The 24,041-nt window shown below is 65.8% G+C and carries 28 protein-coding genes; 16 read left to right on the plus strand and 12 right to left on the minus strand.

Annotated features, from left to right (window positions below; translation table 11 throughout):
- Positions 1 to 9: 9 nt before the first annotated feature.
- The 7 genes from H5V43_RS02455 (at position 10) to H5V43_RS02485 (ending at position 8,537) form a co-directional block, all read left to right on the plus strand.
- A complete protein-coding gene (locus H5V43_RS02455; RefSeq protein WP_025550184.1) occupies positions 10 to 1,419 on the plus strand; it encodes a circularly permuted type 2 ATP-grasp protein in 1,410 nt (469 codons plus the stop codon).
- Between the two features lie 160 nt (positions 1,420 to 1,579).
- Positions 1,580 to 2,512, plus strand: coding sequence for an alpha-E domain-containing protein (locus tag H5V43_RS02460; RefSeq protein WP_025550183.1), 933 nt, complete (start codon positions 1,580 to 1,582; stop codon positions 2,510 to 2,512).
- Positions 2,513 to 2,525: 13 nt separating this feature from the next.
- A complete protein-coding gene (locus H5V43_RS02465) occupies positions 2,526 to 3,395 on the plus strand; it encodes a transglutaminase family protein (RefSeq protein WP_025550182.1) in 870 nt (289 codons plus the stop codon).
- Between the two features lie 24 nt (positions 3,396 to 3,419).
- A complete protein-coding gene (locus H5V43_RS02470) occupies positions 3,420 to 4,157 on the plus strand; it encodes a proteasome-type protease (protein ID WP_025550181.1) in 738 nt (245 codons plus the stop codon).
- A gap of 120 nt (positions 4,158 to 4,277) precedes the next feature.
- Complete coding sequence (gene trxB / locus H5V43_RS02475) at positions 4,278 to 5,240, plus strand: thioredoxin-disulfide reductase (RefSeq protein ID WP_025550180.1); 963 nt, start codon at positions 4,278 to 4,280, stop codon at positions 5,238 to 5,240.
- Positions 5,241 to 5,432: 192 nt separating this feature from the next.
- Complete coding sequence (locus tag H5V43_RS02480; RefSeq protein ID WP_025550179.1) at positions 5,433 to 6,251, plus strand: arginyltransferase; 819 nt, start codon at positions 5,433 to 5,435, stop codon at positions 6,249 to 6,251.
- A 180-nt stretch (positions 6,252 to 6,431) separates the two neighbouring features.
- Positions 6,432 to 8,537 (plus strand): sensor domain-containing protein, encoded by a 2,106-nt coding sequence (locus H5V43_RS02485; RefSeq protein ID WP_025550178.1) that lies wholly within the window; start codon positions 6,432 to 6,434, stop codon positions 8,535 to 8,537.
- A 248-nt stretch (positions 8,538 to 8,785) separates the two neighbouring features.
- On the opposite strand, the gene H5V43_RS02490 is transcribed toward H5V43_RS02485, so the two are convergent.
- The 4 genes from H5V43_RS02490 to H5V43_RS02505 all read right to left on the minus strand — a co-directional run bounded on the left by H5V43_RS02490 (position 8,786) and on the right by H5V43_RS02505 (position 11,398).
- A complete protein-coding gene (locus H5V43_RS02490) occupies positions 8,786 to 9,589 on the minus strand; it encodes an RcnB family protein (protein WP_025550177.1) in 804 nt (267 codons plus the stop codon).
- A gap of 173 nt (positions 9,590 to 9,762) precedes the next feature.
- Positions 9,763 to 10,248: a GAF domain-containing protein gene (locus H5V43_RS02495; protein ID WP_025550176.1), complete on the minus strand. Its 486-nt coding sequence runs from the start codon at positions 10,246 to 10,248 to the stop codon at positions 9,763 to 9,765.
- A 41-nt stretch (positions 10,249 to 10,289) separates the two neighbouring features.
- On the minus strand, positions 10,290 to 10,715 hold the full coding sequence (arfB, locus tag H5V43_RS02500) for an alternative ribosome rescue aminoacyl-tRNA hydrolase ArfB (RefSeq protein ID WP_025550175.1): 426 nt from the start codon (positions 10,713 to 10,715) through the stop codon (positions 10,290 to 10,292).
- A 5-nt stretch (positions 10,716 to 10,720) separates the two neighbouring features.
- The gene (locus H5V43_RS02505) at positions 10,721 to 11,398 is read right to left on the minus strand and encodes an RluA family pseudouridine synthase (RefSeq protein ID WP_025550174.1); all 678 of its coding nucleotides are present in this window, start codon (positions 11,396 to 11,398) and stop codon (positions 10,721 to 10,723) included.
- Between the two features lie 68 nt (positions 11,399 to 11,466).
- On the opposite strand from H5V43_RS02505, the gene H5V43_RS02510 reads away from it, so the two are divergent.
- Positions 11,467 to 12,429, plus strand: coding sequence for an acyltransferase family protein (locus H5V43_RS02510; protein WP_025550173.1), 963 nt, complete (start codon positions 11,467 to 11,469; stop codon positions 12,427 to 12,429).
- Positions 12,430 to 12,539: 110 nt separating this feature from the next.
- Here H5V43_RS02510 and H5V43_RS02515 read toward each other — a convergent pair whose 3' ends face one another.
- The gene (locus H5V43_RS02515) at positions 12,540 to 13,400 is read right to left on the minus strand and encodes a sigma-70 family RNA polymerase sigma factor (RefSeq protein ID WP_025550172.1); all 861 of its coding nucleotides are present in this window, start codon (positions 13,398 to 13,400) and stop codon (positions 12,540 to 12,542) included.
- Complete coding sequence (locus tag H5V43_RS02520; RefSeq protein ID WP_025550171.1) at positions 13,400 to 13,855, minus strand: carboxymuconolactone decarboxylase family protein; 456 nt, start codon at positions 13,853 to 13,855, stop codon at positions 13,400 to 13,402. Before H5V43_RS02520 ends, H5V43_RS02515 begins: the two co-directional genes overlap by 1 nt.
- Before the next feature lie 174 nt (positions 13,856 to 14,029).
- Here H5V43_RS02520 and crcB point away from each other — a divergent pair, with 174 nt between their 5' ends.
- From crcB to H5V43_RS02555, 7 genes are all read left to right on the plus strand, one after another.
- Positions 14,030 to 14,413 (plus strand): fluoride efflux transporter CrcB, encoded by a 384-nt coding sequence (crcB, locus tag H5V43_RS02525; protein WP_025550170.1) that lies wholly within the window; start codon positions 14,030 to 14,032, stop codon positions 14,411 to 14,413.
- Positions 14,410 to 15,729: an RluA family pseudouridine synthase gene (locus tag H5V43_RS02530; RefSeq protein ID WP_193666746.1), complete on the plus strand. Its 1,320-nt coding sequence runs from the start codon at positions 14,410 to 14,412 to the stop codon at positions 15,727 to 15,729. Before crcB ends, H5V43_RS02530 begins: the two co-directional genes overlap by 4 nt.
- Positions 15,726 to 16,328 (plus strand): FMN-binding negative transcriptional regulator, encoded by a 603-nt coding sequence (locus H5V43_RS02535; RefSeq protein ID WP_025550169.1) that lies wholly within the window; start codon positions 15,726 to 15,728, stop codon positions 16,326 to 16,328. The genes H5V43_RS02530 and H5V43_RS02535 overlap by 4 nt, the downstream gene beginning before the upstream one ends.
- The gene (locus H5V43_RS02540; RefSeq protein WP_025550168.1) at positions 16,325 to 17,014 is read left to right on the plus strand and encodes an HAD-IA family hydrolase; all 690 of its coding nucleotides are present in this window, start codon (positions 16,325 to 16,327) and stop codon (positions 17,012 to 17,014) included. The genes H5V43_RS02535 and H5V43_RS02540 overlap by 4 nt, the downstream gene beginning before the upstream one ends.
- Positions 17,011 to 17,268 carry a hypothetical protein gene (locus tag H5V43_RS02545; RefSeq protein ID WP_025550167.1) on the plus strand — a complete coding sequence of 86 codons (258 nt, stop codon included), beginning with the start codon at positions 17,011 to 17,013 and terminating at the stop codon, positions 17,266 to 17,268. The genes H5V43_RS02540 and H5V43_RS02545 overlap by 4 nt, the downstream gene beginning before the upstream one ends.
- A complete protein-coding gene (locus H5V43_RS02550) occupies positions 17,265 to 17,960 on the plus strand; it encodes an ATP12 family chaperone protein (RefSeq protein WP_025550166.1) in 696 nt (231 codons plus the stop codon). The genes H5V43_RS02545 and H5V43_RS02550 overlap by 4 nt, the downstream gene beginning before the upstream one ends.
- 92 nt (positions 17,961 to 18,052) lie before the next feature.
- On the plus strand, positions 18,053 to 18,781 hold the full coding sequence (locus tag H5V43_RS02555) for a hypothetical protein (protein ID WP_025550165.1): 729 nt from the start codon (positions 18,053 to 18,055) through the stop codon (positions 18,779 to 18,781).
- 211 nt (positions 18,782 to 18,992) lie between these two features.
- Here the strand turns inward: H5V43_RS02555 and H5V43_RS02560 are convergent, their stop codons facing one another.
- From H5V43_RS02560 to H5V43_RS02570, 3 genes are all read right to left on the minus strand, one after another.
- Positions 18,993 to 19,673, minus strand: a complete 681-nt coding sequence (locus tag H5V43_RS02560) for a murein L,D-transpeptidase catalytic domain family protein (protein WP_025551774.1) — start codon at positions 19,671 to 19,673, stop codon at positions 18,993 to 18,995.
- 110 nt (positions 19,674 to 19,783) lie between these two features.
- Positions 19,784 to 20,080 carry a hypothetical protein gene (locus H5V43_RS02565; RefSeq protein ID WP_025551772.1) on the minus strand — a complete coding sequence of 99 codons (297 nt, stop codon included), beginning with the start codon at positions 20,078 to 20,080 and terminating at the stop codon, positions 19,784 to 19,786.
- A 5-nt stretch (positions 20,081 to 20,085) separates the two neighbouring features.
- A complete protein-coding gene (locus H5V43_RS02570; RefSeq protein WP_025551770.1) occupies positions 20,086 to 21,540 on the minus strand; it encodes a L,D-transpeptidase family protein in 1,455 nt (484 codons plus the stop codon).
- A gap of 73 nt (positions 21,541 to 21,613) precedes the next feature.
- Here H5V43_RS02570 and H5V43_RS02575 point away from each other — a divergent pair, with 73 nt between their 5' ends.
- On the plus strand, positions 21,614 to 22,519 hold the full coding sequence (locus H5V43_RS02575) for a histone deacetylase family protein (protein WP_025551769.1): 906 nt from the start codon (positions 21,614 to 21,616) through the stop codon (positions 22,517 to 22,519).
- Positions 22,520 to 22,642: 123 nt separating this feature from the next.
- Here the strand turns inward: H5V43_RS02575 and H5V43_RS02580 are convergent, their stop codons facing one another.
- From H5V43_RS02580 to H5V43_RS02590, 3 genes are all read right to left on the minus strand, one after another.
- Entirely contained in the window at positions 22,643 to 23,224 is a 582-nt protein-coding gene (locus H5V43_RS02580; protein ID WP_025551767.1) for a hypothetical protein, read from the minus strand.
- 77 nt (positions 23,225 to 23,301) lie between these two features.
- Positions 23,302 to 23,622, minus strand: a complete 321-nt coding sequence (locus H5V43_RS02585) for a phosphoribosyl-ATP diphosphatase (protein WP_025551765.1) — start codon at positions 23,620 to 23,622, stop codon at positions 23,302 to 23,304.
- Positions 23,623 to 23,664: 42 nt separating this feature from the next.
- Positions 23,665 to 23,901 (minus strand): PEP-CTERM sorting domain-containing protein, encoded by a 237-nt coding sequence (locus H5V43_RS02590; RefSeq protein ID WP_025551763.1) that lies wholly within the window; start codon positions 23,899 to 23,901, stop codon positions 23,665 to 23,667.
- Positions 23,902 to 24,041: the final 140 nt, after the last annotated feature.

Genomic DNA, 24,041 nt, shown 5'->3' on the forward strand with positions numbered 1-24,041 from the left:
ATCGATACTTTGCCCTTCCACGAAATGTTTGAGCCGGATGGTTCGATACGCCCCTGCTACGCGGAAGTGCAGAATTGGGTGGATCGGACCGGCATTGCCGGGCTCAATCGTCGAATGGATGAGGCGGAGGCGATCTTCCGGCGCATCGGCATCACCTTCGCCGTCTATGGGGAGGGGGGCGATCCGGAACGACTGATCCCCTTCGACCTGCTGCCCCGCATCTTCATGGCCCAGGAATGGCGCGTGCTGGACAAGGGCATCCGGCAACGGGCGCGGGCGCTCAACGCCTTCCTCCACGACGTCTATCATCGCGGAGAAATTGTGAAGGCGGGGGTCATGCCCGCGGACATCATCTATCAGAACAGCGCCTATCTGGCGGAAATGGCCGACTTCACCCCGCCGGGGAAGGTGTACAGCCATATCGTCGGCATCGACATCGTCCGCACCGGGCCAACCCGGTTCGAGGTGCTGGAGGATAATTGCCGCACCCCCTCCGGCGTGTCCTACATGCTGGAAAATCGTGAGATCATGACCCGCATGTTCCCGGAACTGTTCGCGCAGGGCGTGGTCGCGCCGGTCGACGATTATCCCGCGGAATTGCTGAAAAGCCTGAAGGAAGTTGCGCCGCCCGCCTGCAAGGGCGATCCGGTGGTGGTGGTGCTGACGCCCGGTTCGCTCAACAGCGCCTATTATGAGCACAGCTTCCTTGCCGACCTGATGGGCGTGGAACTGGTGGAGCCGGCGGACCTGTTCGTCGACGACGACCGGGTGTGGATGAAGACCACGCTGGGGCCGAAGGCGGTCGACGTCATCTACCGGCGCATCGACGATGAATATATCGACCCGCTGGTCTTCCGGCCGGACAGCTTGCTGGGCGTGCCCGGCATCTTCAACGTCTATCGCAATGGCGGGGTGACGCTGGCGTCCGCACCGGGATCGGGGATCGCGGACGACAAGGCCGTGTACATCTATGTGCCGGAAATGATCCGCTTCTATCTGGGCGAGCAGCCGATCCTCGACAATATCCAGACCTGGCAGTGCGGGAAGCCGGACGAATGCGCCTATGTGCTGGAAAATCTGCACGAACTGGTCGCGAAGGAAGTCCATGGATCGGGCGGCTACGGCATGCTGATCGGGCCGAAATCGACCAAGGACGAGATCGCGGCCTATGCCGACCGCATCCGCGCCAATCCGGGCGAGTTCATCGCCCAGCCGACGCTGGACCTGTCGACCGTGCCCACGCTGGGACCGGCGGCGGTGGTGGGGCGCCATGCGGATTTCCGCCCCTATTGCCTGGTGGGCAAGCAGATCAGGCTGGTGCCCGGCGGGCTGACGCGGGTGGCGCTGACCGAAGGATCGCTGGTGGTGAACTCCAGCCAGGGGGGCGGGGTGAAGGACACCTGGGTATTGCAGGATTGATGATGTTTAGAACCTTCATCACCCTTCTCCGTCATTCCCGCGAAGGCGGGAAACGCCAGTACGGCGAAGCCAATCCATCTTCTGACCTCACCCTTGGCGGCGCGCTTGGGAGATGGATTCGCGCCTTCGCGGGAATGACGAATGCAAAGAGTATGCCTTCATGCTGAGCCGGACCGCCGAAAATCTCTTCTGGATGGCCCGCTACATGGAGCGCGCCGAGGCCACCGCCCGCCTGCTGACCATGGGCCAGCGCATGGCGATCCTGCCCGGCGCGCATCATCGCGACGAGTGGCGATCGGTGGTGCGGGCCACAGGCGCGCTCAACCATTTCCCCGAAGGAGCGCAGGTGACGGAGAGCGACGCCATCGCCTTCCTGATGCTGGACCTCGACAATCCCTCCTCCATCCGTTCCTGCCTGCTGAAAGCCCGCGCCAACGCCAAATCGGCCCGCACCATGTTGACGCAGGACATGTGGGAGGCGCTGAACGAAGGCTGGCGCAAGCTCGACAGCTATGACGTGGCGGAGGCGCGGCAGCAGCTTCCCGCGCTGATCGACTGGGTGAAGACGCGGGTGATGACCTTCCGCGGCGCGGCCCATTCGGGGCAGCTCCGCAATGAGGGGCATGATTTCCTGCGCACCGGCTCCGCGCTGGAGCGGGCGCAGATGACGCTGCGCCTGCTGGACGTCAAATATTATGTGCTGCTGCCGGAAACGGAAGTGGTCGGCGGCAATCGCGACCATTATCAATGGACGTCGGTGCTGTATGCGCTGTCTGGCGCGCGGGCGTTCCACCATGTCTATGGCGGCACCTACACGCCCTGGCAGATCACCGATTTCCTGATGCTGAACCGCCTGTTCCCGCGCAGCGTCGCCTATTGCTACGACCAGCTTGCCTATCGGCTGAACCGTCTGGCCGGATGGCATGATGCGCGTTCGGCCTGCCATGACACCGTGCGGCAGATGGTGACCGATCTGGAGAAGCTGGACAGCGGCGAAATCTTCCGGGCCGGCCTGCATGAAACGGTGCAGAACGGCCTGATGAGCACCAACCGCCTGGGCGTCGAGATCGCCCAGGCCTATCATTTCGGCTGATGGGAGGACGCGCATGAAACTGCTCGTCCGCCACCAGACCATCTATCGCTATGAGGCTGCGGCCGGGCGGGTGGCGATGCGGCTGAAGCTGATGCCCGTCGACACGCCGACGCAGAAGGTGCTGGACTGGCAGGTCAGCGTCAATGGCGATCCGCTGACCGGCTTCCGCCGCAACAGCTATGGCGAGATGGAGGCGATCTGGGTCCGGCACGACCGGTTGGACAATGCCGTCATCGTCGCGGAAGGACTGGTCGAAACGTGCGAAGGCCATGGCGTGGCGGGCTGGCTCGGCTGCCCGGTGAATCCGCGCTATTTCCTGCGGGAAACGCGGCTGACCGGGGCATCGCCGGAAATCCGGGCGATGGCGCTGTCCCTCCCCGACGAAGACGGGCCGCTGGCCCGGCTGCATGCGCTGTCGGCCGCCGTCAGCGATGCCGTGGCCTATCGCGCAGGCGTGACGACCACGAACACCACGGCGGCGGAGGCTTTCGCGCTGGGCGCCGGGGTCTGTCAGGATCATGCGCAGGTGTTCATCGCCGGCGCGCGGTCCATGGGCATCCCCGCGCGCTATGTGTCCGGCTATCTGCTGGCCGATGAGGGCGACGTGCTGCATGAGACTCATGGCTGGGCGGAGGCGCTGGTGCCCGAACTGGGCTGGGTGGGATTCGACCCCTCCAACCGGGTCTGCGTGACGGAGCGCTATCTGCGCCTCGCCTGCGGGCTGGATGCGGATGAGGCGGCGCCGATACGCGGCTCCGTGACCGTGGCGGGCGATATCTGGATTGACGCGGACGTCCGGATCGCGCAGGCGGAGGATGGGGTGGAGGAGCGGCAGCTCCAGCGGCAGCAACAACAGGGCGCGCAGACCACCACGCAGGGTTGAACGACGATAGGAGCCCTTGGGGCCATGACTTATTGTGTGGCGGTGCGCGTCGACCAGGGGCTGGTCATGCTGTCCGACACCCGCACCAATGCGGGAATGGACAATATCGCGCGCTTCCGGAAAAGCTTCACCTACAGCGTGCCGGGCGAACGCGCGATCACCCTGATGTGCTCCGGCAATCTGTCTATCACCCAGGGGGTGAAGGCGATGCTGGGCCGCGCGATCAAGGATTCGGCGCTCGATCCGGATGTGGAGACGATCCTCAACTGCCCCACCATGCACCGCGTCGCACAGATCGTGGGGGAGGCGATGTGCACCATGCAGGGCCGCTATCGCAGCACGATCGAGATGCAGGGCGCGGCGGCGGACGCCTCCATCCTGATCGCCGGGCAGCGCAGGGGCGGCAAGCCGCGGCTCTACCTCATCTATTCGGCCGGCAATTTCATCGAGGCGACGGAGGACACGCCCTTCTTCCAGATCGGCGAGCATAAATATGGCAAGCCGATCCTGGATCGCATCATCAAGCGCGAAACCAGTCTGGAAGATGCGACCAAGGCAGTGTTGGTGTCGATGGATTCGACGCTGCGGTCCAACCTGTCGGTGGGGATGCCGCTGGACCTGACCGTGATAGAACGGGATGCCTTCGACTTCCGCGTGCGCACCCGGATCGAGGCGGACAATGAGGAGTTCCAGCTTCTCTCGCACAGCTGGTCCGCCGCGCTGCGCAAGGGCTTCGAGGATTTGCCCAACGTCCTCGATTGACGGGACGAAGGCGGCCGCCCAAGGCTCAGCTTCTCACCCTTCAAGCAAATCCATCGCTTGCGCGTCCGCCTGCTTCGCCTATCTCATCCCGACAGACGAATCGCAGCCGGAAAGACTTTCATGACCGCCACCCATTCGACCCGCATGCTGATCCTCGGTTCCGGCCCGGCCGGCCTGTCCGCCGCCATTTATGGCGCGCGCGCGGGCCTGGCGCCGATCGTGGTGCAGGGCATGCAGCCGGGCGGCCAGTTGACGATCACGACCGACGTCGAAAATTATCCGGGTTTCCGCGACGTGATCCAGGGGCCCTGGCTGATGGAACAGATGCAGGCGCAGGCGGAGCATGTCGGCGCGCAGATGATGTACGACCAGATCATCGACGTCGACCTGTCGGAACGGCCCTTCCGCCTGAAGGGCGACAGCGGCACGCTCTATTATGCCGACAGCCTGGTGATTGCGACCGGCGCCCAGGCCAAATGGCTGGGCGCGGAGGGCGAACAGCTTTTGCAGGGCAAGGGCGTCTCCGCCTGCGCGACCTGCGACGGCTTCTTCTATCGCGGCAAGAAGGTGGTGGTGATCGGCGGCGGCAATACCGCGGTGGAGGAGGCGCTGTACCTCACCAACCACAGCCATGACGTCACCCTGATCCACCGCCGCGACTCGCTCCGGGCGGAGAAGATCCTCCAGCAGCGCCTGTTCGCGCATCCGCACATCAAGGTGCTGTGGAACCAGGCGGTCGATCGCTTCGTGGGCGGCGGCGATCCCGAGGGGCTGGTCGGCGTCGACCTGATCGACACGGTGACCGGCCACAAATCGCATATAGAGACGGACGGCGCGTTCGTCGCCATCGGCCACCAGCCCGCTACGGAGCTGTTCGTCGACAAGCTGCCGATGGACGAGGGCTATCTGCTGGTGGAAAAGGGCACGACCCGGACCGCCATCCCTGGCGTTTTCGCGGCGGGCGACGTCAGCGACAAGGTCTATCGTCAGGCCGTTACCGCCGCCGGCATGGGCTGCATGGCCGCTCTGGATGTGGAGAAGTTCCTGGCCGAAGCCGATTTCGAGGCTGTCGCCGCCGAATGAAATGGTCAAGCGGTCGGATTGCGTAGCGTCAATGTCCGCAACTGGCCATCCCCGGCCTATCTCATAACGTCCCTGCCTCTTCTCTGCCGCTTAACCAATTTTCGTGGTAAATAAACTTTTCACAGCGGCCCGCGAACGGCATAGTCGACTCATGAATCAGGGGTCGGGCAGCGCTGTGGGGGAGATGCGGTTGTGAGTGCACCGTTCCGCTTTCCGCGCTTTTTCGTCACCAACCCCAGTCCCTGTCCCTATCTGCCCGGCAAAAGCGAGCGGAAGGTGTTCACCGAACTGAGCGGGGACAATGCGTCGGAACTGAACGACGCGCTCGGTCGCATCGGCTTCCGCCGCAGCCAGAATGTCGCCTATCGCCCCAGTTGCGCGGATTGCTCCGCCTGCGTGTCCGTGCGCGTCGTCGCGGGGGAGTTCGAGCCGAACGCCACCCAGCGCAAATTGCTGCGCCGGAACGAAGACCTGGTCATCACCGCCTGCAAGCCCTGGTCGACGGAGGAACAGTTCGAACTGCTCCAGCGCTATCTGCGCGCCCGGCATCCCGGCGGCGGCATGACCGAAATGGATGAGATGGACTTTGCCGACATGGTCGAACAGACCCCGGTGGAAAGCCATGTCGTCGAATATCGCGAACCAGGCGAAGATGGCCGTCCCGGCAGGCTGATCGGCGCCTGCCTTACCGACCGGCAGGGCGATGGCCTGTCGATGATCTACAGCTTCTTCGATACGGAGCTGGAGCATCGCAAGGGGTTGGGCAATTTCATCATCATGGACCATATCCTGCGCGCGGCGAAGGCGGGGTTGCCCTATGTCTATCTCGGCTATTGGGTCGAGGGATCGCAGCGGATGCAGTACAAGATACGCTACCGGCCGCTTGAACGACTGAGCCGCAACGGCTGGACCCGCTTCGACCCGCAGGAGCAGGCGCAGGCCGTGCAGCAGGCGGAAAGCCGTGACGAGCCGGCGCTGCCGCGCGAACTGGCGGCGATCTTCCGCAAATAAAGCCGGCGAAAAATCCAGCCCGTACAAAGGACGGCCGATGGCGCTTTCGAGCGATCGGCATGGAACGGCTTAACGCCGTTATGGATTGATTACGTACTACGGCATTGGAAATCTTATTTAACTTTTTCCGTTACTGCTTTCCCATGGATTGCAGAAATGGCGTTGGATCAGGACCGGCAGATGGACCGTTTTGCTGATCGCAGATTTGGGGAATTTGCCTCCGAACTGGCTCGGGACGGGCTGGAATGGGATGCGTTTCACTATCGCAACGAACTATTATTCTCTCCCGTCTTCCAGCGCGTTTCGCCGCCGCTGATTCGCTGGATCGCTGATTATCGCGGCCGCATATTGTCGCGGGAGATCATGTCGGACCTTTTTGCCCGTCATTTTTCCTGCGACATCATCGGAAATGGCTGGCGGTCGATGCTGGACAGGCATGACTGGAAAGCGCTGGCCGACGCCGCCAAACGTTCCCCCCGGCCCGATCCCGTTCCCGTCCGCATGCGCACCCTTGCCGGTGAAACGAGGTCGGGGATCGTGCGCATGTCGCTGGTCGTGGAGCCCGATGAGGCGCCGCTCTGGTACGGAACGATCGAGGACATCGATGAGCGGTACGACTGCGACCGCCGCGCACTGGCCGATGCCCTGGCGGAAAGCCGGCAGCATTATCGCTGGTCGGTCGAACTCAGTCCGCAGGTCCCCTGGACGGCATCGGTCAGCGGCGAAATCGAGGAGGTGGGACCCCGCTGGCAGGAACTGACCGGCATGGCCCCGGCGCGTGCGCGGGGCAGGGGGTGGATCGATTCGCTGCATCCCGACGATGTCGATCGCACGCTGGCCATCTGGACGGAAAAGCTCCATTCAGGCGATCCTGTCGACGTCGACTACCGGCTGCGCCTCTCCGACGGCGGCTATCGCTGGATGCGGTCGCGCGCCTCGGCGCGCCGCGACGCGAAGGGCCGGATCGTGCGCTGGTACGGAACGCTGGAGGATGTTCACGCGCAGAAACTGGCGCAGCGCGAACTGGCCGACAGCGAGGAACGCTTCCGCCTGGCGGTGCAGTCGGCGCGGCTGGGCATATGGGATTTCGACGCGGTCGCCGGCACACGGACATGGTCGCGGGAATTCCGGACGATGCTGGGCCTGTCTGATACCGAACCGGCGACGAGCGAACTGGCATTGCGGCTGGTGCACCCGGATGATCGGTCGCGTCTCGCCGGAATGTTGGACGCCGTCGCGAACGGGCGCATGCCGCCGCATTTCGAAGCCACGCTGAGGGTGCACAGGGCCGACACCGGCGCCCTGCGCTGGATCAAGAGCGTCGGCTGGAGCAGCTTCTCCGATTCCGGCAAGCCATTGCGCGTCATCGTGACCTTCCAGGATGTGACGGAAGAAAGGAACAGCGAGGAACGGATACGCTGGGCCGCCACGCACGATCCCATGACGCATATGCCCAATCGCGCGCTGTGGCAGACGACATTGGAGGAAATGACCGAGCAGGCGCGCCGGACGGGGGAAAGTTTCGGCCTGATCCTGGTCGACATCGACGACCTGAAGCGGACCAACGACACGCTGGGCCATGATGCGGGCGATGCGCTGCTCTGCGGTTTTGCGCAGCGTTTCGCCTCCTGCGCGCCGGCCGATGCCATGATCGGGCGATTGGGCGGCGACGAGTTCGGCATGATCGCGGCGGCTTTCGACAATGCGGAACTGGCTGTCGAACTTACCGAAAAGATGCTGGCGAAGGTCGTCCGCGACGTCGACCGATGGCTGCGCGCCGGCCATGATCCGGGCCGGGTCGCCATCAACGCCTCCGCCGCCGATTTCATGCAGCATGATTTTGCCGACTATGTCCTCGCCCATCTCGCGCGCTGCACCATCCCGCCGCAGCAGTTCGAGATCGAGGTGACGGAGACCGTTTTCCTGGGCCGGGGCGCCGAACAGGTGGAGCGGGCGTTGCACCGCCTGTCGTCGGCGGGCGTACGGATCGCGCTGGACGATTTCGGCACCGGCTACGCATCGCTCAGCCATTTGAAGCAATATCCGGTCGACGTGCTGAAGATCGACCGCAGTTTCATCAGCAATATCGAACAGGATGCGGGCGACGCCGTCATTGTCGACGCCATCGTCAAGCTGGGCAGCAGCCTTGGCATGGAGGTGGTGGCCGAAGGCGTCGAAACGGTGGGACAGGTCGAGATGCTGATCGCTCGCGGCTGCACCATCGGCCAGGGTTATCTGATGGGGCGCCCCCGGCCTTGGGCGGCGGTACGGTCCCGCGCCGCCTAGAGCGATTTCCAGGCAGATGGAATCATCTGCTGACCCGAAAAACGCGATAAAACAGAAATTTAGAGCAGTCGAGCCGATGCGATCGGATCGGAATCTGCTACAGAGCGCTTTCCAAGCGATCGTAACCGTCGCTGGTCAAGAAATCGCGGAAGACAAGGAAGCTGGAGCGGCGATCTGATTCACCGGAGCGAACGCCGGTTTTTTCCGCTCCAATCCTTCCCGCGCGCACCGGAACAGATCTGTCGATGCTACCGCACCCTGCGCCTGCGGACCGGAACTTCCGTCACATAGGTCCGGGTGGTGGTGACGGCGGGCTGGACCACGACCGTCGTGGTGGTGGCGCCGGGATAATAATAGCCGCCCGATATGAAGCCCGGCGCTTGCGTCGTCGTGACGACGGGTTCTCCCGGACCGGCGCGCCGCTCCGTCCGGTTCGGCCCGGCGGCATAGGGCGGCGGGTCGAAATCGACGCCCGGTCCACCCCGGACCTGCCCCTCGAAACGGCCTTCATAATCGCCGCTGAAGGTCTTGCCGTCCTTGTCCCGCCATGTGCCGCTCCAGCGCCCTTCATAGCCCAGCGGCGGCGGCGGCGGGCCATCCCGCGCGGTGACTTCGTCATCATAGCCGATGCCCGGCGGCGGTGGCGTGTCGCCTGCTTCCTCCCACGCGACGCCGCCGCGATAATCGCGCACGCGGCCATCCCGGTCGGTCATCACCGCATCGTCATAATAGCGCGACCAGCCATAGCCGCTGACGGGCGCCGGCAGCCCGTAAGCGCCATAGTTGCGGATATGATAGGCGGGGTTGACCCAATAGCGTGGCAGGACATAGCCGACCACGGGCCTGCGATAGGCCGCCCAGCCGCCCGGCGCGTACCAGCCCGCATGCCAACGACCCTGATGGCGCGGACCCCAGCGGTGCACCGTGGTTCCCGCATGCACCGCCGGCCGGGCGGCCATTCCTCCACCCCCGACCGGCCCATTTGCGGAAACCGGCGCCGTCAACCCGATGGCCAGACCCACGCCGGCCAGGATGAAGCTCCGGATATGCATGCTCAAATCCCCGTTTTCGGCTGATATGTTAACGGCTTGTTTAGCATGATCGGCCGCCGCCATCCAAGCGCCGGCATTTCCATGCCTGTCCCGAAAAGAGGCAACGGCGCGCATTGCGGCCCGATATGTTCGCTATTTTGGTTCCCTGAAGGTGCCATTCATGGGTTTACCACCTAAGCCAGGCGCGACGCGATCCGCCCGACCAGCGCCTCCAGCCCGGTCCGGTCCGCACTGTCGAAGCGCGCCGGGATCGGGCTGTCTAGGTCCAGCACGGCGACGACCCGGCCTTCGACGATCACCGGCACGACGATTTCCGAAGCGCTGGCGGCGTCGCAGGCGATATGGCCGGGAAAGGCGTGGACGTCCTCCACCAGTTGCGTCTGGCCGCTGGCCGCGGCGGCGCCGCAGACGCCCTTGCCCAGCGGGATGCGGATGCAGGCGGCCTTGCCCTGAAAGGGGCCAAGGACCAGTTCGCCGCCGACCATCCGGTAAAAGCCCGCCCAATTGAGGTCGGGCAGGAACTGCCAGATCAGCGCGGAGACATTGGCCATGTTGGCGATGGCATCGGCCTCGCCCGCCGTCAGCGCATCGGCGGCGGAGAGCAGGTCGTCATGGAGCGTGGCTTTGTCGGCACCGGCCGGGGGAGAAAAATCGAACATGGCCGGCATATAGGATGTGGCGCGGGTGCAGGCCAGACCGGTTAATCCAGCCTCACCTTGCCACGCCCCGCCTTGACCGAACTGCGCGCCTTCTTCGCGTCGACGCGCCGCGCCTTGGCGGCCTTGCCCGGCTTGGTCGCCTTGCGCGCCTTCGGCACGACCGTGGCGTCCCGGATCAATTCCACCAGCCGGGCCAGCACCTCCTGCCGGTTCAAGAGCTGCGATCGCGAGCCTTCGGAACGGAGGATCAGCACGCCCTCCGCCGTCATCCGCCGTCCGGCGATCGCCGCCAGCCGGTGCTTGACCGCCTCGGGCAGCGACGGGCTGTTCGCCACGTCGAAGCGCAACTGCACCGCGCTGTCCGTGGTGTTCACATGCTGGCCGCCAGCCCCAGTCGAGCGGACGAAGCTTTCCGACAGCTCGTCGCTGTCGATGGAGATCGACCGGGTGACGGGGATGCGTGGCAAGGGCGCTAAAGCCCGGCCTGTTCGAGCAGTTCCTGCCCGAAGCCTGCTGCCGCGAAGGTCGCGGGCAGGGGGGCGGTCGCTTCCGCCGGCGGCTTCTCCCCGCGCGGGATGCTGAGGAAGCGGCTGTGCAGCAGCATCGGCCCTTCGCCCGATCCATAGACCGGATCGCCCGCAATGCCGAAGCCCAGGCCATGCAGCGCATGGGTCCGGATCTGATGGGTGCGTCCGGTGCGGGGGGTGAAGACGATCAGCGAGCGTCCATCCTTCTCCGCGATCTTGCGCCAGTCGGTGAACGCGGCCTTCCCTGCCTTCGCCGGGATCATCCGCCACCCCTGGGCGGGCGTGCTGATCTTCTTGAGCGACAGGCCGATGGTGCCGCTGTCGTCCGCCGGGACGCCGTCCACCACCGCGACATAGCGCTTCGCGACCGTTCCGGCCTCAAAGGCCGCGGCGAAGCGCTTGTGCGCCTTGGGATTGCGGGCGAGCAGCAGGCAGCCGCTGGTGTCTCGGTCCAGCCGGTGCACCGGCAGCGGCCAGCGCTGGAAGCCGAAGGTCAGCGAGGACAGGTGGTTTTCCAGCGAAAGCGACCCGTCACGCGGCGCGTCGACGGGCAGGCCCGCCGGCTTGTCGAGGATGATGGCCTCGCCATCGATGAACAGAACTCGGTCATGAAGCAGGGACAAGAGGCGTTTTTCCGTAAATGCAGGGCAGCGATTGACGCGCGTGCCGCTTCCTATAGGGCGTGGAGGGCATGGAGAACAGGGGGCATGAGGCGCATCCGCCGGGCGGAGGGCGGCTGGAATGGATCGATGTCGCGCGCGGCATCGGGATCGTCGCCGTGGTCGCCGGCCATGTGTGGACGCGCGGGGGACTGCGCGACGCGATGTACAGTTTCCACATGCCGCTGTTCTTCCTGCTGTCGGGCCTCCTGTCCCGTCCGCAGCCGGCACGACGCTTCACCCGCCGCCAGCTCGCGTCCCAGATGCGGCCCTATGCGGCTTTCCTGATCCTGCTGATCCTGACGGATCAGGTCGTCGAGACGATGAAGGGCGGCAGGCCGATCTTCCATGACTGGCCGGGGGATCTGGCACCGATAGCGCTCGGCGGCTCCTGGTTGCGTGGGCCGTTCACCATATTCTGGTTCGTGCCCTGCCTGATGATGGCGCGCATCCTGTTCAACATGGTGCTGGCCCGCTGGCCCGACCCGCTCGACCGGCGCTGGGCGTCGCTGATGCTGCCGGTGCTGCTGATCGCCTATGGCGCGGGACAATGCACCAGCCTGTCGCCGCTGGGGCTGCTTACCGTACCCATGGCCCTGGTCCTGCTCTGGGCGGGGGCGGCATGGCAGCGCGTGGACTGGCGAAGCTGGATGCTGGCGCCGCTGGTCCCGCTGTCGCTGGCGGGGCTGACGGCGCTGCTGCCGACGCTCAACATGAAGGCGGCCGACTATGGCTGGCCCTTGCTGTCCATCGCCTCGGCCATGGCCACCAGCTTCCTGCTGTTCCGCCTTTCGGTGCGGATCGCACCCTTTGGCGGGTGGATCGCCGCCATCGGGCGCGCGTCGCTGGTGGTCATGTATCTCCACGTGGCGGTCATTCACTATCTTTCGCCCTATATGGCCAAGCCATGGCTGCTGGTGCAGGCGCTTCTGATACCGCTCGCCGCTTATTATCTGATCCGGGCCGTCCCCGGCGCGCAAAGGATTTTCCTATAGAGCGCGCTGCGTTACACGGGACGCGCGCTCCAGGCTTTTGTCGGGGCATCGTTTGATCGGAAGACCGGTGCCCGACCTTCGACAGGCCCAGCGCAGGCTTTCCGGCCCCGTCAATGCAGATGCCGCAGCTTGTCGGGATTGCGCATCACATAGATGCCGGTGACGCGCCCATCCTCAATGTCGAGCGCCGTGGTCTGGAGTTCGCCGTCCGCCTCGCGGGTGACGAAGCCGGGAAGGCCGTTGATCAATCCCACGCGCACCAGCGTCGACCCATATTTGCCGAACAGCACGGCCAGCGCCTTGTGCATCTGCATGACCGGGCCGAAGCCCAGCACCGGAACGATCGCGGCAGGGCGCTTGCCGCCGCCATCGCTGTGCAGGCTGACATCCCGTGCCAGCATCGCGCCCAGCGCCGCCATGTCGCCGCTCCGCGAGGCGGCGAAGAAGGCGCCGGCAATCTCCAGCCCGTGCTGTCTTTCCACCCGGTAGCGGGGTCTCGCCTCCCGCACATGGGCCCGCGCCCGCGCCGCCAGTTGACGGCAGGCCGCCGGATCGCGTTCGACCGTGGCGGCGATTTCCTCGAAGCCGACGCCGAAGACGTCATGCAGCAGGAAAGCCGCCCGCTCCAGCGGCGACAGCCGTTCCAGCGCCAGCATCAGCGGCAGCGTCACATCCTCTTCTTCCCCGGCGTCGTCCACCACCGGATCGGGCAGCCAGGGGCCGATATAGGTTTCGCGGTTGCGCCGCGCCGACTTGAGCTGGTCGAGGCACAGCCGCGTGACGGTGCGGCGCAGGAACGCTTCCGGCTCGCGCACCGCGTCGCGGTCGGCGCCCATCCATCGGATAAAGGCTTCCTGCACCACATCCTCGGCGTCCGCGACCGAACCCAGCATGCGATAAGCGACGCGGATGAGCCTGGGACGCAGCGGATCGAAGCTCTCCGCCGCGCCCCCATGCGCCCCCTGCGCCATCACGCAGCCGCCCTGGCCGGCGTGTCGTACCAGAGGCCGAAGCCCACCGCGATGCGGTTCCAGCCGTTGATGACGTTGATCATCAGGGTCAGCTTCACCTGCTCTTCCTCCGAAAACTCGGCTGCCAGCGCCTTGTGGGCCGCTTCATGGCTGTGCCCTTCGGAAAGGCGCGTCAAGGCCTCCGTCCATTCCAGCGCGGCCCGCTCCCGGGCCGTATAGCAGGGCGCCTCCCGCCAGGCGGAAAGCAGGTAGATGCGCTGTTCGCTTTCGCCCTGCGCGCGGGCCTCGACCGTGTGCATGTTGATGCAGTTGGCGCACTGGTTGATCTGCGACGCGCGGATCTTCACCAACTCGATAAGGCTCGGCTCAAGGCTGGCATTGATGGCGGCGGAGGTGGCGAACCAGCTTTTCATAAGCTGGGGCGCGGCGGCAAAGGGGTCGAGCTTGGCAGTCATGTCAGCACCTTTCTTCCTGAGTTATGCCGACATGACGAGACAGGATCGGCTGGCGTGACATGGGTCGTGAAAAAAATGCCATATCGGCGATTGGAAGGGGGAACAGCGCCACCTTCATCCCCCCGGCCAATGACCGCTTCCCAAGCCTTGCAAAAATGCTCTAGGGCGGGCGGCATGACCAATATTCTTCTCGTCATGGCAGGAGGCGCCGTCGGATCGGCCTTGCGCTACCTGCTCGGGCGTCTCGCTGCCCAGATATTCCCTGGCGCCCTGTGGCCCTGGGGAACATTCGGCGCGAATATCATCGGCGGTTTCGCCATGGGCCTGTTCGCCGGATGGCTGGCCCGCTTCAATATGGCGGGGGGCGAACCGATCCGGCTGCTGCTTGCCGTCGGTCTGCTGGGCGGCTTCACGACCTTCTCCTCCTTCAGCCTGGAAACCGTGCTGATGATGGAGCGGGGGCAGCCGGGCATGGCGCTGGGCTATGCGGTCCTTTCCGTCATCGGCGCCGTGGGCGCGCTGGCCGGCGGTCTGGCCGTCATGAGGAGCGTCGCATGAAGGGCCGTCCTCCCGGCAAACCCACCGGCCCCCGCAAGCCCGGCGCAGCGCCCCAGGGGCGGGCGCGCGGCGCGGCCAAGGCGGCTCGCGCCCGCAAGCCGGATGCGCCTAAGCCCGCTGCCCGGCCTCCTGTCAAAACGCCCGCCGCCAAAACGCCTGCGGCAAAGACTGCTGCCCGGTCCGCCTCCTCCTCTCCGGCGAAGGGCGTGTCGCTCGACGTGCGGCAATTCCGCGTGGCGGTGGATGACGACGGCATCCGGCTCGACCGCTGGTTCCAGCGGCATCTGCCCGACATCGGCTTCAACACCGTCTCGCGCTGGGCGCGCACCGGCCAGTTGCGCGTGGATGGCGCCCGCGCCGCGCCGGGCGACCGCATCGCGGAGGGCCAGACCATCCGCGTGCCCCCCGCCGAGCCCAAGGCCCCTGAAACCGCGAAGCCCAAACGCATCCGTCCGCAACTGACGGACGATCAGGCGGCCTTCGCCCAGGGGCTCGTCATCCATCGCGACGCGCAAGCCATCGTCATCAACAAACCGCCCGGCCTCGCCACGCAGGGCGGCACCAAGACGGACGATCATGTCGACGGCCTGCTCGATGCGCTGGAGTTCGACCTCGACCAGCGGCCCAAGCTCGTCCACCGGCTGGACAAGGACACGTCCGGCGCGCTGCTCGTCGCGCGCACCGCGCGGTCGGCCGCCTTCTTCGCCAAGGCCTTCTCCAGCCGCACGGCGCGCAAGGTCTATTGGGCCATCGTGATGGGCGTGCCCTCCATCGAGGATGGCATGATCGAACTGCCCATCGCCAAGCAGCCCGGCACCGGCGGCGAGAAAATGCATGTCGATGAGGAGGAAGGGCTTCCTTCCCGCTCGCGCTATCGCGTAATCGAACGCGCGGGCAATCGCGCCGCCTGGGTCGAACTGCAACCCTATACCGGCCGGACCCACCAGTTGCGCGTCCATATGGCGGCAATCGGCCATCCCATCGTCGGGGACGGCAAATATGGCGGCAAGGACGCCTTTCTGAGCGGCACGATCAGCCGCAAGATGCATCTTCACGCCCGCCGCATCCGGGTCGATCATCCCGATGGCGGCCGGGTCGACGTGCGGGCCGAACTGCCCGAGCATTTCGCCGCCAGCCTTGCCTCGCTGGGCTTCGACCTCTCCGCCGGCGACCTGCCGCTCGACGAGGAGGTCGCCCGCGCGCCCACGCGGGAGGATGAGAAGAAGGCCGCCCGCGCTCATGCCAAGCAGATCCGCAAGGGCCGCAAGGGCGAACGGCGCGCCCGCGGTTCGGGTGGAGGGCCGCGCAGGAAATGACGCCCGGCGCGCCTTATCGCTGGCGGGACGAAGCCGCGATCCGCGCATTCGTGGCGGAGGTGGGCTTCGGCCTGCTCTGCGTGACCGCACCGGACCGCCAGCATGTCGTCCATCTGCCGCTCGTCTGGAGGGACGAGCGGCATGTCGGCCTTCACCTCCACCGCGCCAATCCCATCGTCCGCCACCTGGACGGTCAGGAAGCGCTGATCGTCGTGACCGGCGCCCATCATTATATCAGCCCCGACTGGTACGGCATGCCCGACAAGGTGCCGACCTGGAACTACCAGTCGGCGGAATTGCGCGGCGTCATGCGTAGGCTGGACCATGAGCAGACCGTCGCCCATCTCGACGCGCTGTCGAACGATCAGGAAAGCCGCCTCCTGCCCAAACCGGTCTGGACCCGCGAGAAGATGAGCGAGGGGCTGTTCGAGCGTGTGATGACGGGCCTGATAGGCTTTGAGATGGCCGTGCATGCGATGGAAGGCACGATGAAGCTGGGACAGGACAAGCCGGAATCCGCGCGCATCGCCGTGGCGGACGCTCTCGCGGCCAGAGGCGATGCCGCCATGTCCGCCCTCATGCGGGCGACGCGGCCATGAGCAATCGCCTTGCCGTATTCGATTGCGACGGCACGCTGGTCGACAGCCAGCACAGCATCTGCACGGCCATGGTCCGCGCGTTCGAGGGCGAGAAGCTGGTGGCGCCGGACCGCGCGACGATCCTGTCGGTCGTCGGCCTGTCGCTCCCGCTCGCCATGGCGCGGCTCCTGCCGGATGCGGAGGCCGATTATCACGATCATCTGTCGGAAAGCTACAAGCTGGCCTTCCAGCAGCTTCGCCGCGAAAATGCGGTGTCGGAACCGCTCTATCCCGGCATTGCCGAACTGATCCGCGAACTGGATGCCGATGGCTGGCTGCTGGGCGTCGCCACCGGCAAATCGGACCGCGGCCTGCAACTTTGCCTCACCCATCATGGCATCCACGCCCATTTCGTGACGTTGCAGACCGCCGACCGCCATCCGTCGAAGCCGCATCCCTCCATGCTGCTGACGGCCATGGCCGAAGCAGGAGCGACACCGGAAAGCACGGTGATGATCGGCGACACCAGCTTCGACATCGACATGGCGCTGTCTGCCGGCACGCGGGCGCTGGGCGTGGGCTGGGGCTATCACACGCCGCAGGATCTGATGGACGCCGGCGCACACAGCGTCGCCATGGACAGCGCGGAGCTGCGCGGCCATATCCACGCCCCCCATGTCCCTTCGTCCGACAGCCGCTCCCGATGACCGACATGCCGCCCGTTCCTCCCACCGACCCGGAAAAGGTCGCCCGCCAGCGTTTCTTCGCGCTCGGCCTGTTCCGCCTGTCGGGCGCGCTGCTGGTGATGTTCGGCTTCCTGGTGCTGATGCAGCGCTTCCATTGGGTGCAGGGGAACAAGGCGAAGGCGATGGGCGCGATCTTCGTCATCGTCGGCCTGTTCCAGTTCGTCATCGTCCCGCGCCTGCTGCTCGCGCTGTTCAGGAAACCGCCGCAATCATGAAACGCTTCTACCAGGATGCCGCCGTCGTCGCGGTTGAATCCGGTTTCGAAATCCGCCTCGACGGCCGCCCGGTCCGCACCCCCGCCCGCGCGCCGCTGGCGCTGCCCACCCAGGGGCTTGCAGAGGCGATCGCCGAAGAATGGCGCGCGCAGGGCGACACGGTCGACCCCCGATCCATGCCGTTCACCGGGCTCGCCAACGGCGCCATAGACCAGATCGCACCCAATAGCGGGAGTTTTGCCGCAGGCATCGCCCGCTATGCCGAAAGCGATCTGCTCTGCTATCGTGCGGAGGGGCCGGCCGAACTGATTGCTCGAGAGGCCGCGGCCTGGGACCCGCTGCTGGAATGGGCGACGACCCGCTACGACGTCGCGTTCCGGGTGACGCAGGGCATCGTTCCGGTGGCCCAGCCGACCGAAACGCTGGAGCGGCTGGCGGCTGCCGTGGCGGTTCTCGACCCTTTCACCCTGGCGGGGCTATCCACGCTGGTGACGCTGTCCGGCTCGCTCGTCTGCGGTCTGGCGGTGGTGGAGGGGGGCCATGACGCCGACCTGATCTGGACGGCGTCCGAAATCGACGAAGCCTGGGAAGTCGAACAATGGGGCGAGGACAAGGAAGCCGCCGCCCGGTCGGCGCAGCGCAGGAACGAATTTGCCATGGCCCGAGCCTTTTGCGAGATGGCCCGCGCCTGACCGGGTGGGAATGACGCAGCGTCTTCGTTCAATATCGACAGGCGGGCTGCCCTGAAGCCTGCTTTTTTCGCAAGACCGAGGAGTGCTCCATTTTGCCGCCCCGTTTTTCTCTTTTCGTCCTGATCGCCCTGTCCGCGCCGCTGGCGCTGGCGGCCCCGGTGCTTGCCCAGCAGGCGGGGCAGGCGGCTCCCGCCGCCGGTCGGATGAGTTCGGAACAGATCGCGGCCTTCAACCGGGCGGTCACTGATTTCACCGCGGGACAGACCGCGCAGCAGGCCGGCGACAATGCCGCCGCCGCCGCGAAATATGAAGCCGCACTGCCCGCTATCCGCACGGCCGTGGAGCTCGACCCCGCCAGGATCGAAAATGTGAATTTCCTCGCCAACGCGCTTTACGCCGATGCGGCGGCGCAGGGCGCGCTGGGCAGGATGGACAGGGTGATCGCGCTCTATACCGAATCCGCGCCCCATTGGCGCAAGCTGGTGGAGGCAAAGCCCGCCGATGCCGCCAGCCGCAATATCTTCGCCGGCATCTTGATCCAGATGGGCAATCAGAAGCTCGCCGGCAATGACAGGACCGGGGCCGATCCCCTCTATCAGGAGGCGCTGACCCTCGCGCGCAGGTCCGTCGCGGAAAAGGCCGGGGATGCGGTCTCCCGGAACACCCTGCTATCCGCACTGATCGGGGTCAGCCAGACCGGCAACGACCCGGCCCTGTCCGCCGAAGCGTTGAAAATGGGCAAGGCGATGCTGAGCGACGGCACCATCGATGCGATGAACAAACCCTCTATCGAGGCGATGACGGGCGCCAAGGCCGGCTGACGCCGCTATTTAGAGCGCGCTGCGTTAAATCGAACGCAGGCCGCGCGCTCCAAGCTTTTGTTGTCGCATCGTTTAAAACGCAAAACCCGTTCCCACTTTTGCGCACGACGCCCTATTTGTCCAACGGTGAACCTGCCCCCGCGAAGGCGGGAGCACGCCATGTTTCAACCTGCCCGACCCTGTGCGAACGGGACAGGGTAACGCTCTGTGCCTAAGCCGTCTGGCCCATGATCTTGTCGGCATAGAGCAGCCGCCCCGGCCCCATCAGGCCGATGAATTGCGGCAGCATATGGCGGGCAAGCGCGAAACAGCCCTCGCTGCGGCCGATCTTGCCCCAGGTCGCGATATGGTTCTCGCTGACATAGTCCGCGCCATGCACGACGATGGCGCGCATCTCCGCATTGTTGTTCTGCGGATCGAGCCCGGCCAGGCGCATCGCCCGGCCATGCTGGCCCTCATAGATTTCGCCGGTCTTGAAGGCGCCCGAACTGCTCGCCAGTGAATTGGGCTCATTGGAAAAGCTGTGGAGCCATCCCGAATGCTCGGGGTCGGAACCGCGGCCATGGGCAACCAGATAGGAACTTGCCTGCCCGCCGATCAGGTCGACCACATGGAAGCGCAATTCGCGCGACGGCGCATTGAAATCGGCCAGCGCCACCCGGTCCCGCAGGGTGAACATATGCCCATGCTGGTCCAGCGCGGCCTTTGCCCGCTCCAGCAGTTTCGCATAGGGCTGGGTCGCGAGCGGCCCCGGCGAAGCCGGACGCGGTGCGGGAGGAACTGCCGGCTGTGGCTGCGTTTCGCCCAGCGGAGCGGCCCGCCCGGCACTGTCGGCAAGAAACGAAAATGCCAGCCCGCTCAAAGCGAGCTTGGTAAAACTACGACGATCCATGAATCGCAATATAGCAAAGGAGCAGCGCCAGTCCAAGGGCGGCGCAGGATCGCCGCCGCCGTCCCGCCTCCTTTCCGGGGCGGGAAGACTCCGGCCGATGGCGCGGGCCCCTATTCGGTGGCGTTCGCGCCTTCGTCTGCGCCGTCCTGGCCAAGGCGCGCCGTCATGCCTGTCGCGGCGGCGTCGTCCTCGATCTGCTGCTGTTCGGAAATGCTCGGCGGCGGCGCAGGTTCCGGCGCGGCCGCATTGTTGCCCGGCTCGGGAGCGGGGGCCACCGGTTCCTCCTCGATCACATTTTCGACCGGCGGCTCGACCAGATTGTTGGTCGCGGGCGCCTCTTCCTCCTTCTTGCCGCAGGCGGCGAGGGCAAGCGTCCCGGCAAGGGCGATAAGGGCGAATTTGCGCATGAAGATCAGTCCTTGGATGCGATGGAGGTGGCGGGCGCGGCGGTCGGATCGACGCGGCGGCTGGACGCCTCGATCTTCGCCGCCAGCAGCTTGTCCCAGCCATAGGGGTCGGAACGGAAGCTCATCGTCCCGTTATTGCTGGCGAAGGCGGTCCAGTAAAGCAGGTACACCGCCACTTCCTTGGGCAGCGACACCCGCTGGGTCTTGCCCGCGTCGATCAGCGACTGGATCTTGCCGGCAAGGTCGGGATTGCCCGCCACCATCAGCTCCGCCAGCGGGACGGGCTTTTCCAGACGGATGCAGCCATGGCTAGCCAGCCGGTCATAGCTTGAAAACTTTGCCCGGGACGGCGTGTCGTGCAGGTAGACGGCGAAGGGATTGTTGAAGTCGAACTTCAACCGGCCAAGCGCGCTGTTCGGGCCGGCGGGCTGCACGATCCGCTCTCCGGTTTCCGGCGTGCCGACGATCTTGTACCCTTGCCGGATCAGTGTCGCGCGCCCCTTTGGCCACAATTCGCGCTTCGCGATGGAGGAGGGGACATTCCATGGCGGGTTGACCACGATCGAATGGATGCTGGACGACAGCATCGGTGTCGCATTGTCGGGCGAGCCCGTCACCGCGCGCATCGACGTCACCGGCTGGTCGCCCTCGAACACCGTCAGCACGGCGGCGGCGATATTCACCTGCACCCGGTTGACAGGCAATTCGCGCGGCATCCAGCGCCAGCGCTCCATATTCGCCATGATCGCGGCGATGCGATCGTCCACCGGCACGTTCAGCTCCCTGAGCGTCCGGGCGTCCAGCAGGCCGGTGGGGTTGAGGCCATAGCGCCGCTGCGCCCGTTGCAGCACATCGACCAGCTTTTCGCCGGGCGTGACGCTCTTGTCCTCTATGGCGATGCGCGCCCGCACGGCATCGGGGGAGGATTGCGCGGTGAGGGTGGGCCAGCCGCCCGCATCGCGAATGCGTTCGTAATTGGCGAGCCCCTTGCGCAGCCCGTCATAGCCGGCATAGGGCGGCGTCAGGCTGAGCGCCCATTGGGGCAGCCTGTCCTCGCTGATCGCCTTGGCAAGGCCGGGCCGGGGATCGAACCGCGCCGGGCGCAACGCCCAGATCTCCAGGAAGTCGGCGGTATCCACGCGCCCGGTGCTGAGCGCCTTCGCCCGGTCCAGCACGGCGGACAGAAGCGCCTCTCCCTTCAGTTCTCCGGTCGCTCTGGCGCGCGCCATCAACCCTTGGACCGCGCCGCCCTTCAGCCACTCGTTCAGCCATTTTTCCTGCGCTGCCGAGGGTTGCGGCAGCGGCACGGGCGGCGGCGTCACCATGGCCGGAGGCAGGATGACCTGCGGGGCGGGGGGCTGCGCCGACGGGGCGGGCATGGTCGGTGCGACGGCCGGCGGTTGCGCCACCGCCGGCACCGCGACGGCGCCCAGCAGGGAAATTACGGAAAAACGGATCATTTCAGGACGGTTCATGCTGGACCAGATAGCGCAAAGCCCGCATCGTTCAAACTCGAAGATAGCGGAAAAGATGATGCTGCACGTCGTTCACCATCCGGCCTATGTCTCTCCGGCAACAGCGGGCAGTTCCTTTCGCTTCGACAAATATGGGCTGGTGATGGAGGCGCTGACCATGGCGGCCGCACCCTTTACCGTGCATGAACCCGCCCCCATGCCGCGCGTCTGGATAGAGGCGGTCCACGACCCCGATTATGTCGAGCAGGTCGCGACGCAGACCGTGCCGCGGGAAAAGGAAAGACGGATCGGATTTCCGGTGACGGAGCGGGTGGCGCGCCGTTCCATGCTGTCGCCCGGCGGCACATGGCTGGCGGCGCGGCTCGCCATGCGCCATGGCTATGCGGCGAATGCGGCGGGCGGCAGCCATCATGCACTGCCCGGCAGCGGCGCGGGATATTGCGTGTTCAACGACCTTGCCATCGCTGCCAACCGGCTGATCGCGGAGGGGGATGCGCACCGGATATTGATCCTCGACCTCGACGTGCATCAGGGCGACGGCACGGCCGTGCTGACCGGCGGGCGAGGGGACATATTCACCCTGTCCATCCATGCGGACCGCAACTTCCCCGTGCGCAAGGCCCGCTCGACGCTCGACATCGGCCTGCCGGACGGCACGGGCGACGAGGCTTATATGGAGGCGCTGATGAGGGCCCTCCCGCCCGTGCTCGACGATTTCCGGCCTGATCTGATCCTCTACCAGGCCGGGGTCGACCCGCATGAAGACGATCGCCTCGGCCGTCTGGCGCTGAGCGATGCCGGGCTGGACCGCCGCGACCGCGCCGTGATGCGCGCCGCGCGCCGCCGGGGCATTCCGCTCGCCAGCACCATGGGCGGCGGCTATGGCGAAGACCGAATGGCCATCGCCCGGCGCCACGCCGATTGCATGATCCGCCTGGCGGAAGAGGTGGGTGATGGCCGATAGCTGCCGCTGAGCGCGCCGCGTTCCTGCGAAGGCTCTCACGAGCCATTTGTCTCATTCGAGTGCCTTCGCAGGAGCACTCTGTTCAGCAAGGAAAGCGGAAAGTCGGCAAGCCCCCTTCCGCGCTTAATGCAGGGTTGCCTTCCCCGTGGCGTCGGAACCGGCGGCCTGCCTGCTCTCCATGATTTTAGCCGCGACCAGTCCTGCCGCGACCAGCGCCGCGAAATCGCTGAAGGCCAGATAAAGGATATAGCCCCAGGGCGCATGGTTGAACACCGCTTGCCCGATATGCAGCCACAGCACGGCCGCCAGCGCGAACAGGACCGTCGCTCTCGCCCGTCCAGCCAGATCGCCGCTCACGATCCGCAGCATCAGCGCAATGACGATGCCGACGACCAGCGCCAGGATCAGGCCGCCGATCAGCGCCCCGGCATCGGTGACCGGAAATCCGCTATTGTTGTAGAAGACCGTGGCGACCGGCCCCTTGCCATAGAGGATGGTGCCCTGCGCGGTCGCCGGGTCGGGAATCACATAGACGCCCGTGCCCGACGGCGTCAGCGCCTGCGCCAGGGCCGCCTGCAAATTGCTGCCGGCGGCGGACTCCGCGCGATGAAAGGCGAGCGCGCTCAGCGGCGTCCCCCAGAAGAGGAAGCCGATCAGATACATGGCGACGCCGCCGATCAGGCCGCCCAACAGGGTCTTGAACATATGCCCTCCTGTCCTCTCAACGATCGAGAGGCTGACGGACAAACGCCGGAACGGCAATATCTTTCCGGGAAGGGCGCTCAATCGCCCTTGCGCGACGCCTTTTCCGCGATCCCCGACACGCCCTCGCGCCGGTCGAGTTCGTCCAGCACATCGTCCAGCGCGATGTCGAGGTCGGCCAGCAGCACCAGCAGATGGAACAGCAGGTCTGCGCTTTCGCCGATCGCGCCCTCGCGGTCCGCCGCCATGGCGGCGATCACCGTCTCCACGGCCTCTTCGCCCAGCTTCTGGGCGATCTTGCCGCGCCCCCTGGCGGTCAGCTTGGCCACATAGGACTGATCGGGATCGGCCTGCCGCCGCTGGCGGATGGTCCGTTCAAGATTAAATAGGGTCGCGCGCATGGCGCCATCAAGCGCCACGCACGCAAACCGTCAAACGAAAACTTACTTGCGCTTGCGGCGGGCGACGAAAACCCGCGCGCCCAGCACCGCGGCGCCAAGGCCGAACAGCGCCATCTGTTCCGGTTCGGGCACCGGCGTCGGCGTGCCGCCGGACGAGGAACCGCCCGAGCTGCTGGAGCCGCCGCACTTCTTGCCCCAGCACCAGGTCGCTTCCGCCGGAGCCGCCGCGCCCATCAGAGCGGCCACGCCAGCGGCCAGAAACAGCTTGTTCACATTCATCATCTTCACCCCGCTGTTGATTGAGTCAGGTGCGGGAAGAGGTGCAGGCACCGTGCCAGTTCCACTAAATGGAGGCGGAACGGCGCCATCATGGTTAACATGGGTCTGCCGATATCGGTTAATGTAAAGGCAACCGACGC

It is taken from the genome of Sphingobium fuliginis (genome assembly GCF_015074805.1).
Classification (GTDB): domain Bacteria; phylum Pseudomonadota; class Alphaproteobacteria; order Sphingomonadales; family Sphingomonadaceae; genus Sphingobium; species Sphingobium fuliginis.

Excerpts from the sequence above, each read along its gene's own strand:
- H5V43_RS02530 (WP_193666746.1), top strand. The coding sequence starts at position 14,410 with ATGAAGGGCCGTCCTCCCGGCAAACCCACCGGCCCCCGCAAGCCCGGC.
- H5V43_RS02520 (WP_025550171.1), bottom strand. The coding sequence starts at position 13,855 with ATGACTGCCAAGCTCGACCCCTTTGCCGCCGCGCCCCAGCTTATGAAA.
- H5V43_RS02540 (WP_025550168.1), top strand. The coding sequence starts at position 16,325 with ATGAGCAATCGCCTTGCCGTATTCGATTGCGACGGCACGCTGGTCGAC.
- H5V43_RS02545 (WP_025550167.1), top strand. The coding sequence starts at position 17,011 with ATGACCGACATGCCGCCCGTTCCTCCCACCGACCCGGAAAAGGTCGCC.
- H5V43_RS02460 (WP_025550183.1), top strand. The coding sequence starts at position 1,580 with ATGCTGAGCCGGACCGCCGAAAATCTCTTCTGGATGGCCCGCTACATG.
- H5V43_RS02510 (WP_025550173.1), top strand. The coding sequence starts at position 11,467 with ATGGAGAACAGGGGGCATGAGGCGCATCCGCCGGGCGGAGGGCGGCTG.
- H5V43_RS02490 (WP_025550177.1), bottom strand. The coding sequence starts at position 9,589 with ATGCATATCCGGAGCTTCATCCTGGCCGGCGTGGGTCTGGCCATCGGG.
- H5V43_RS02565 (WP_025551772.1), bottom strand. The coding sequence starts at position 20,080 with ATGCGCAAATTCGCCCTTATCGCCCTTGCCGGGACGCTTGCCCTCGCC.
- crcB (WP_025550170.1), top strand. The coding sequence starts at position 14,030 with ATGACCAATATTCTTCTCGTCATGGCAGGAGGCGCCGTCGGATCGGCC.
- H5V43_RS02515 (WP_025550172.1), bottom strand. The coding sequence starts at position 13,400 with ATGGCGCAGGGGGCGCATGGGGGCGCGGCGGAGAGCTTCGATCCGCTG.
- H5V43_RS02585 (WP_025551765.1), bottom strand. The coding sequence starts at position 23,622 with ATGCGCGCGACCCTATTTAATCTTGAACGGACCATCCGCCAGCGGCGG.
- H5V43_RS02465 (WP_025550182.1), top strand. The coding sequence starts at position 2,526 with ATGAAACTGCTCGTCCGCCACCAGACCATCTATCGCTATGAGGCTGCG.
- H5V43_RS02485 (WP_025550178.1), top strand. The coding sequence starts at position 6,432 with ATGGACCGTTTTGCTGATCGCAGATTTGGGGAATTTGCCTCCGAACTG.
- H5V43_RS02570 (WP_025551770.1), bottom strand. The coding sequence starts at position 21,540 with ATGATCCGTTTTTCCGTAATTTCCCTGCTGGGCGCCGTCGCGGTGCCG.
- H5V43_RS02535 (WP_025550169.1), top strand. The coding sequence starts at position 15,726 with ATGACGCCCGGCGCGCCTTATCGCTGGCGGGACGAAGCCGCGATCCGC.
- H5V43_RS02470 (WP_025550181.1), top strand. The coding sequence starts at position 3,420 with ATGACTTATTGTGTGGCGGTGCGCGTCGACCAGGGGCTGGTCATGCTG.
- H5V43_RS02580 (WP_025551767.1), bottom strand. The coding sequence starts at position 23,224 with ATGTTCAAGACCCTGTTGGGCGGCCTGATCGGCGGCGTCGCCATGTAT.
- H5V43_RS02560 (WP_025551774.1), bottom strand. The coding sequence starts at position 19,673 with ATGGATCGTCGTAGTTTTACCAAGCTCGCTTTGAGCGGGCTGGCATTT.
- trxB (WP_025550180.1), top strand. The coding sequence starts at position 4,278 with ATGACCGCCACCCATTCGACCCGCATGCTGATCCTCGGTTCCGGCCCG.
- H5V43_RS02575 (WP_025551769.1), top strand. The coding sequence starts at position 21,614 with ATGCTGCACGTCGTTCACCATCCGGCCTATGTCTCTCCGGCAACAGCG.
- H5V43_RS02495 (WP_025550176.1), bottom strand. The coding sequence starts at position 10,248 with ATGTTCGATTTTTCTCCCCCGGCCGGTGCCGACAAAGCCACGCTCCAT.
- H5V43_RS02590 (WP_025551763.1), bottom strand. The coding sequence starts at position 23,901 with ATGAATGTGAACAAGCTGTTTCTGGCCGCTGGCGTGGCCGCTCTGATG.
- H5V43_RS02550 (WP_025550166.1), top strand. The coding sequence starts at position 17,265 with ATGAAACGCTTCTACCAGGATGCCGCCGTCGTCGCGGTTGAATCCGGT.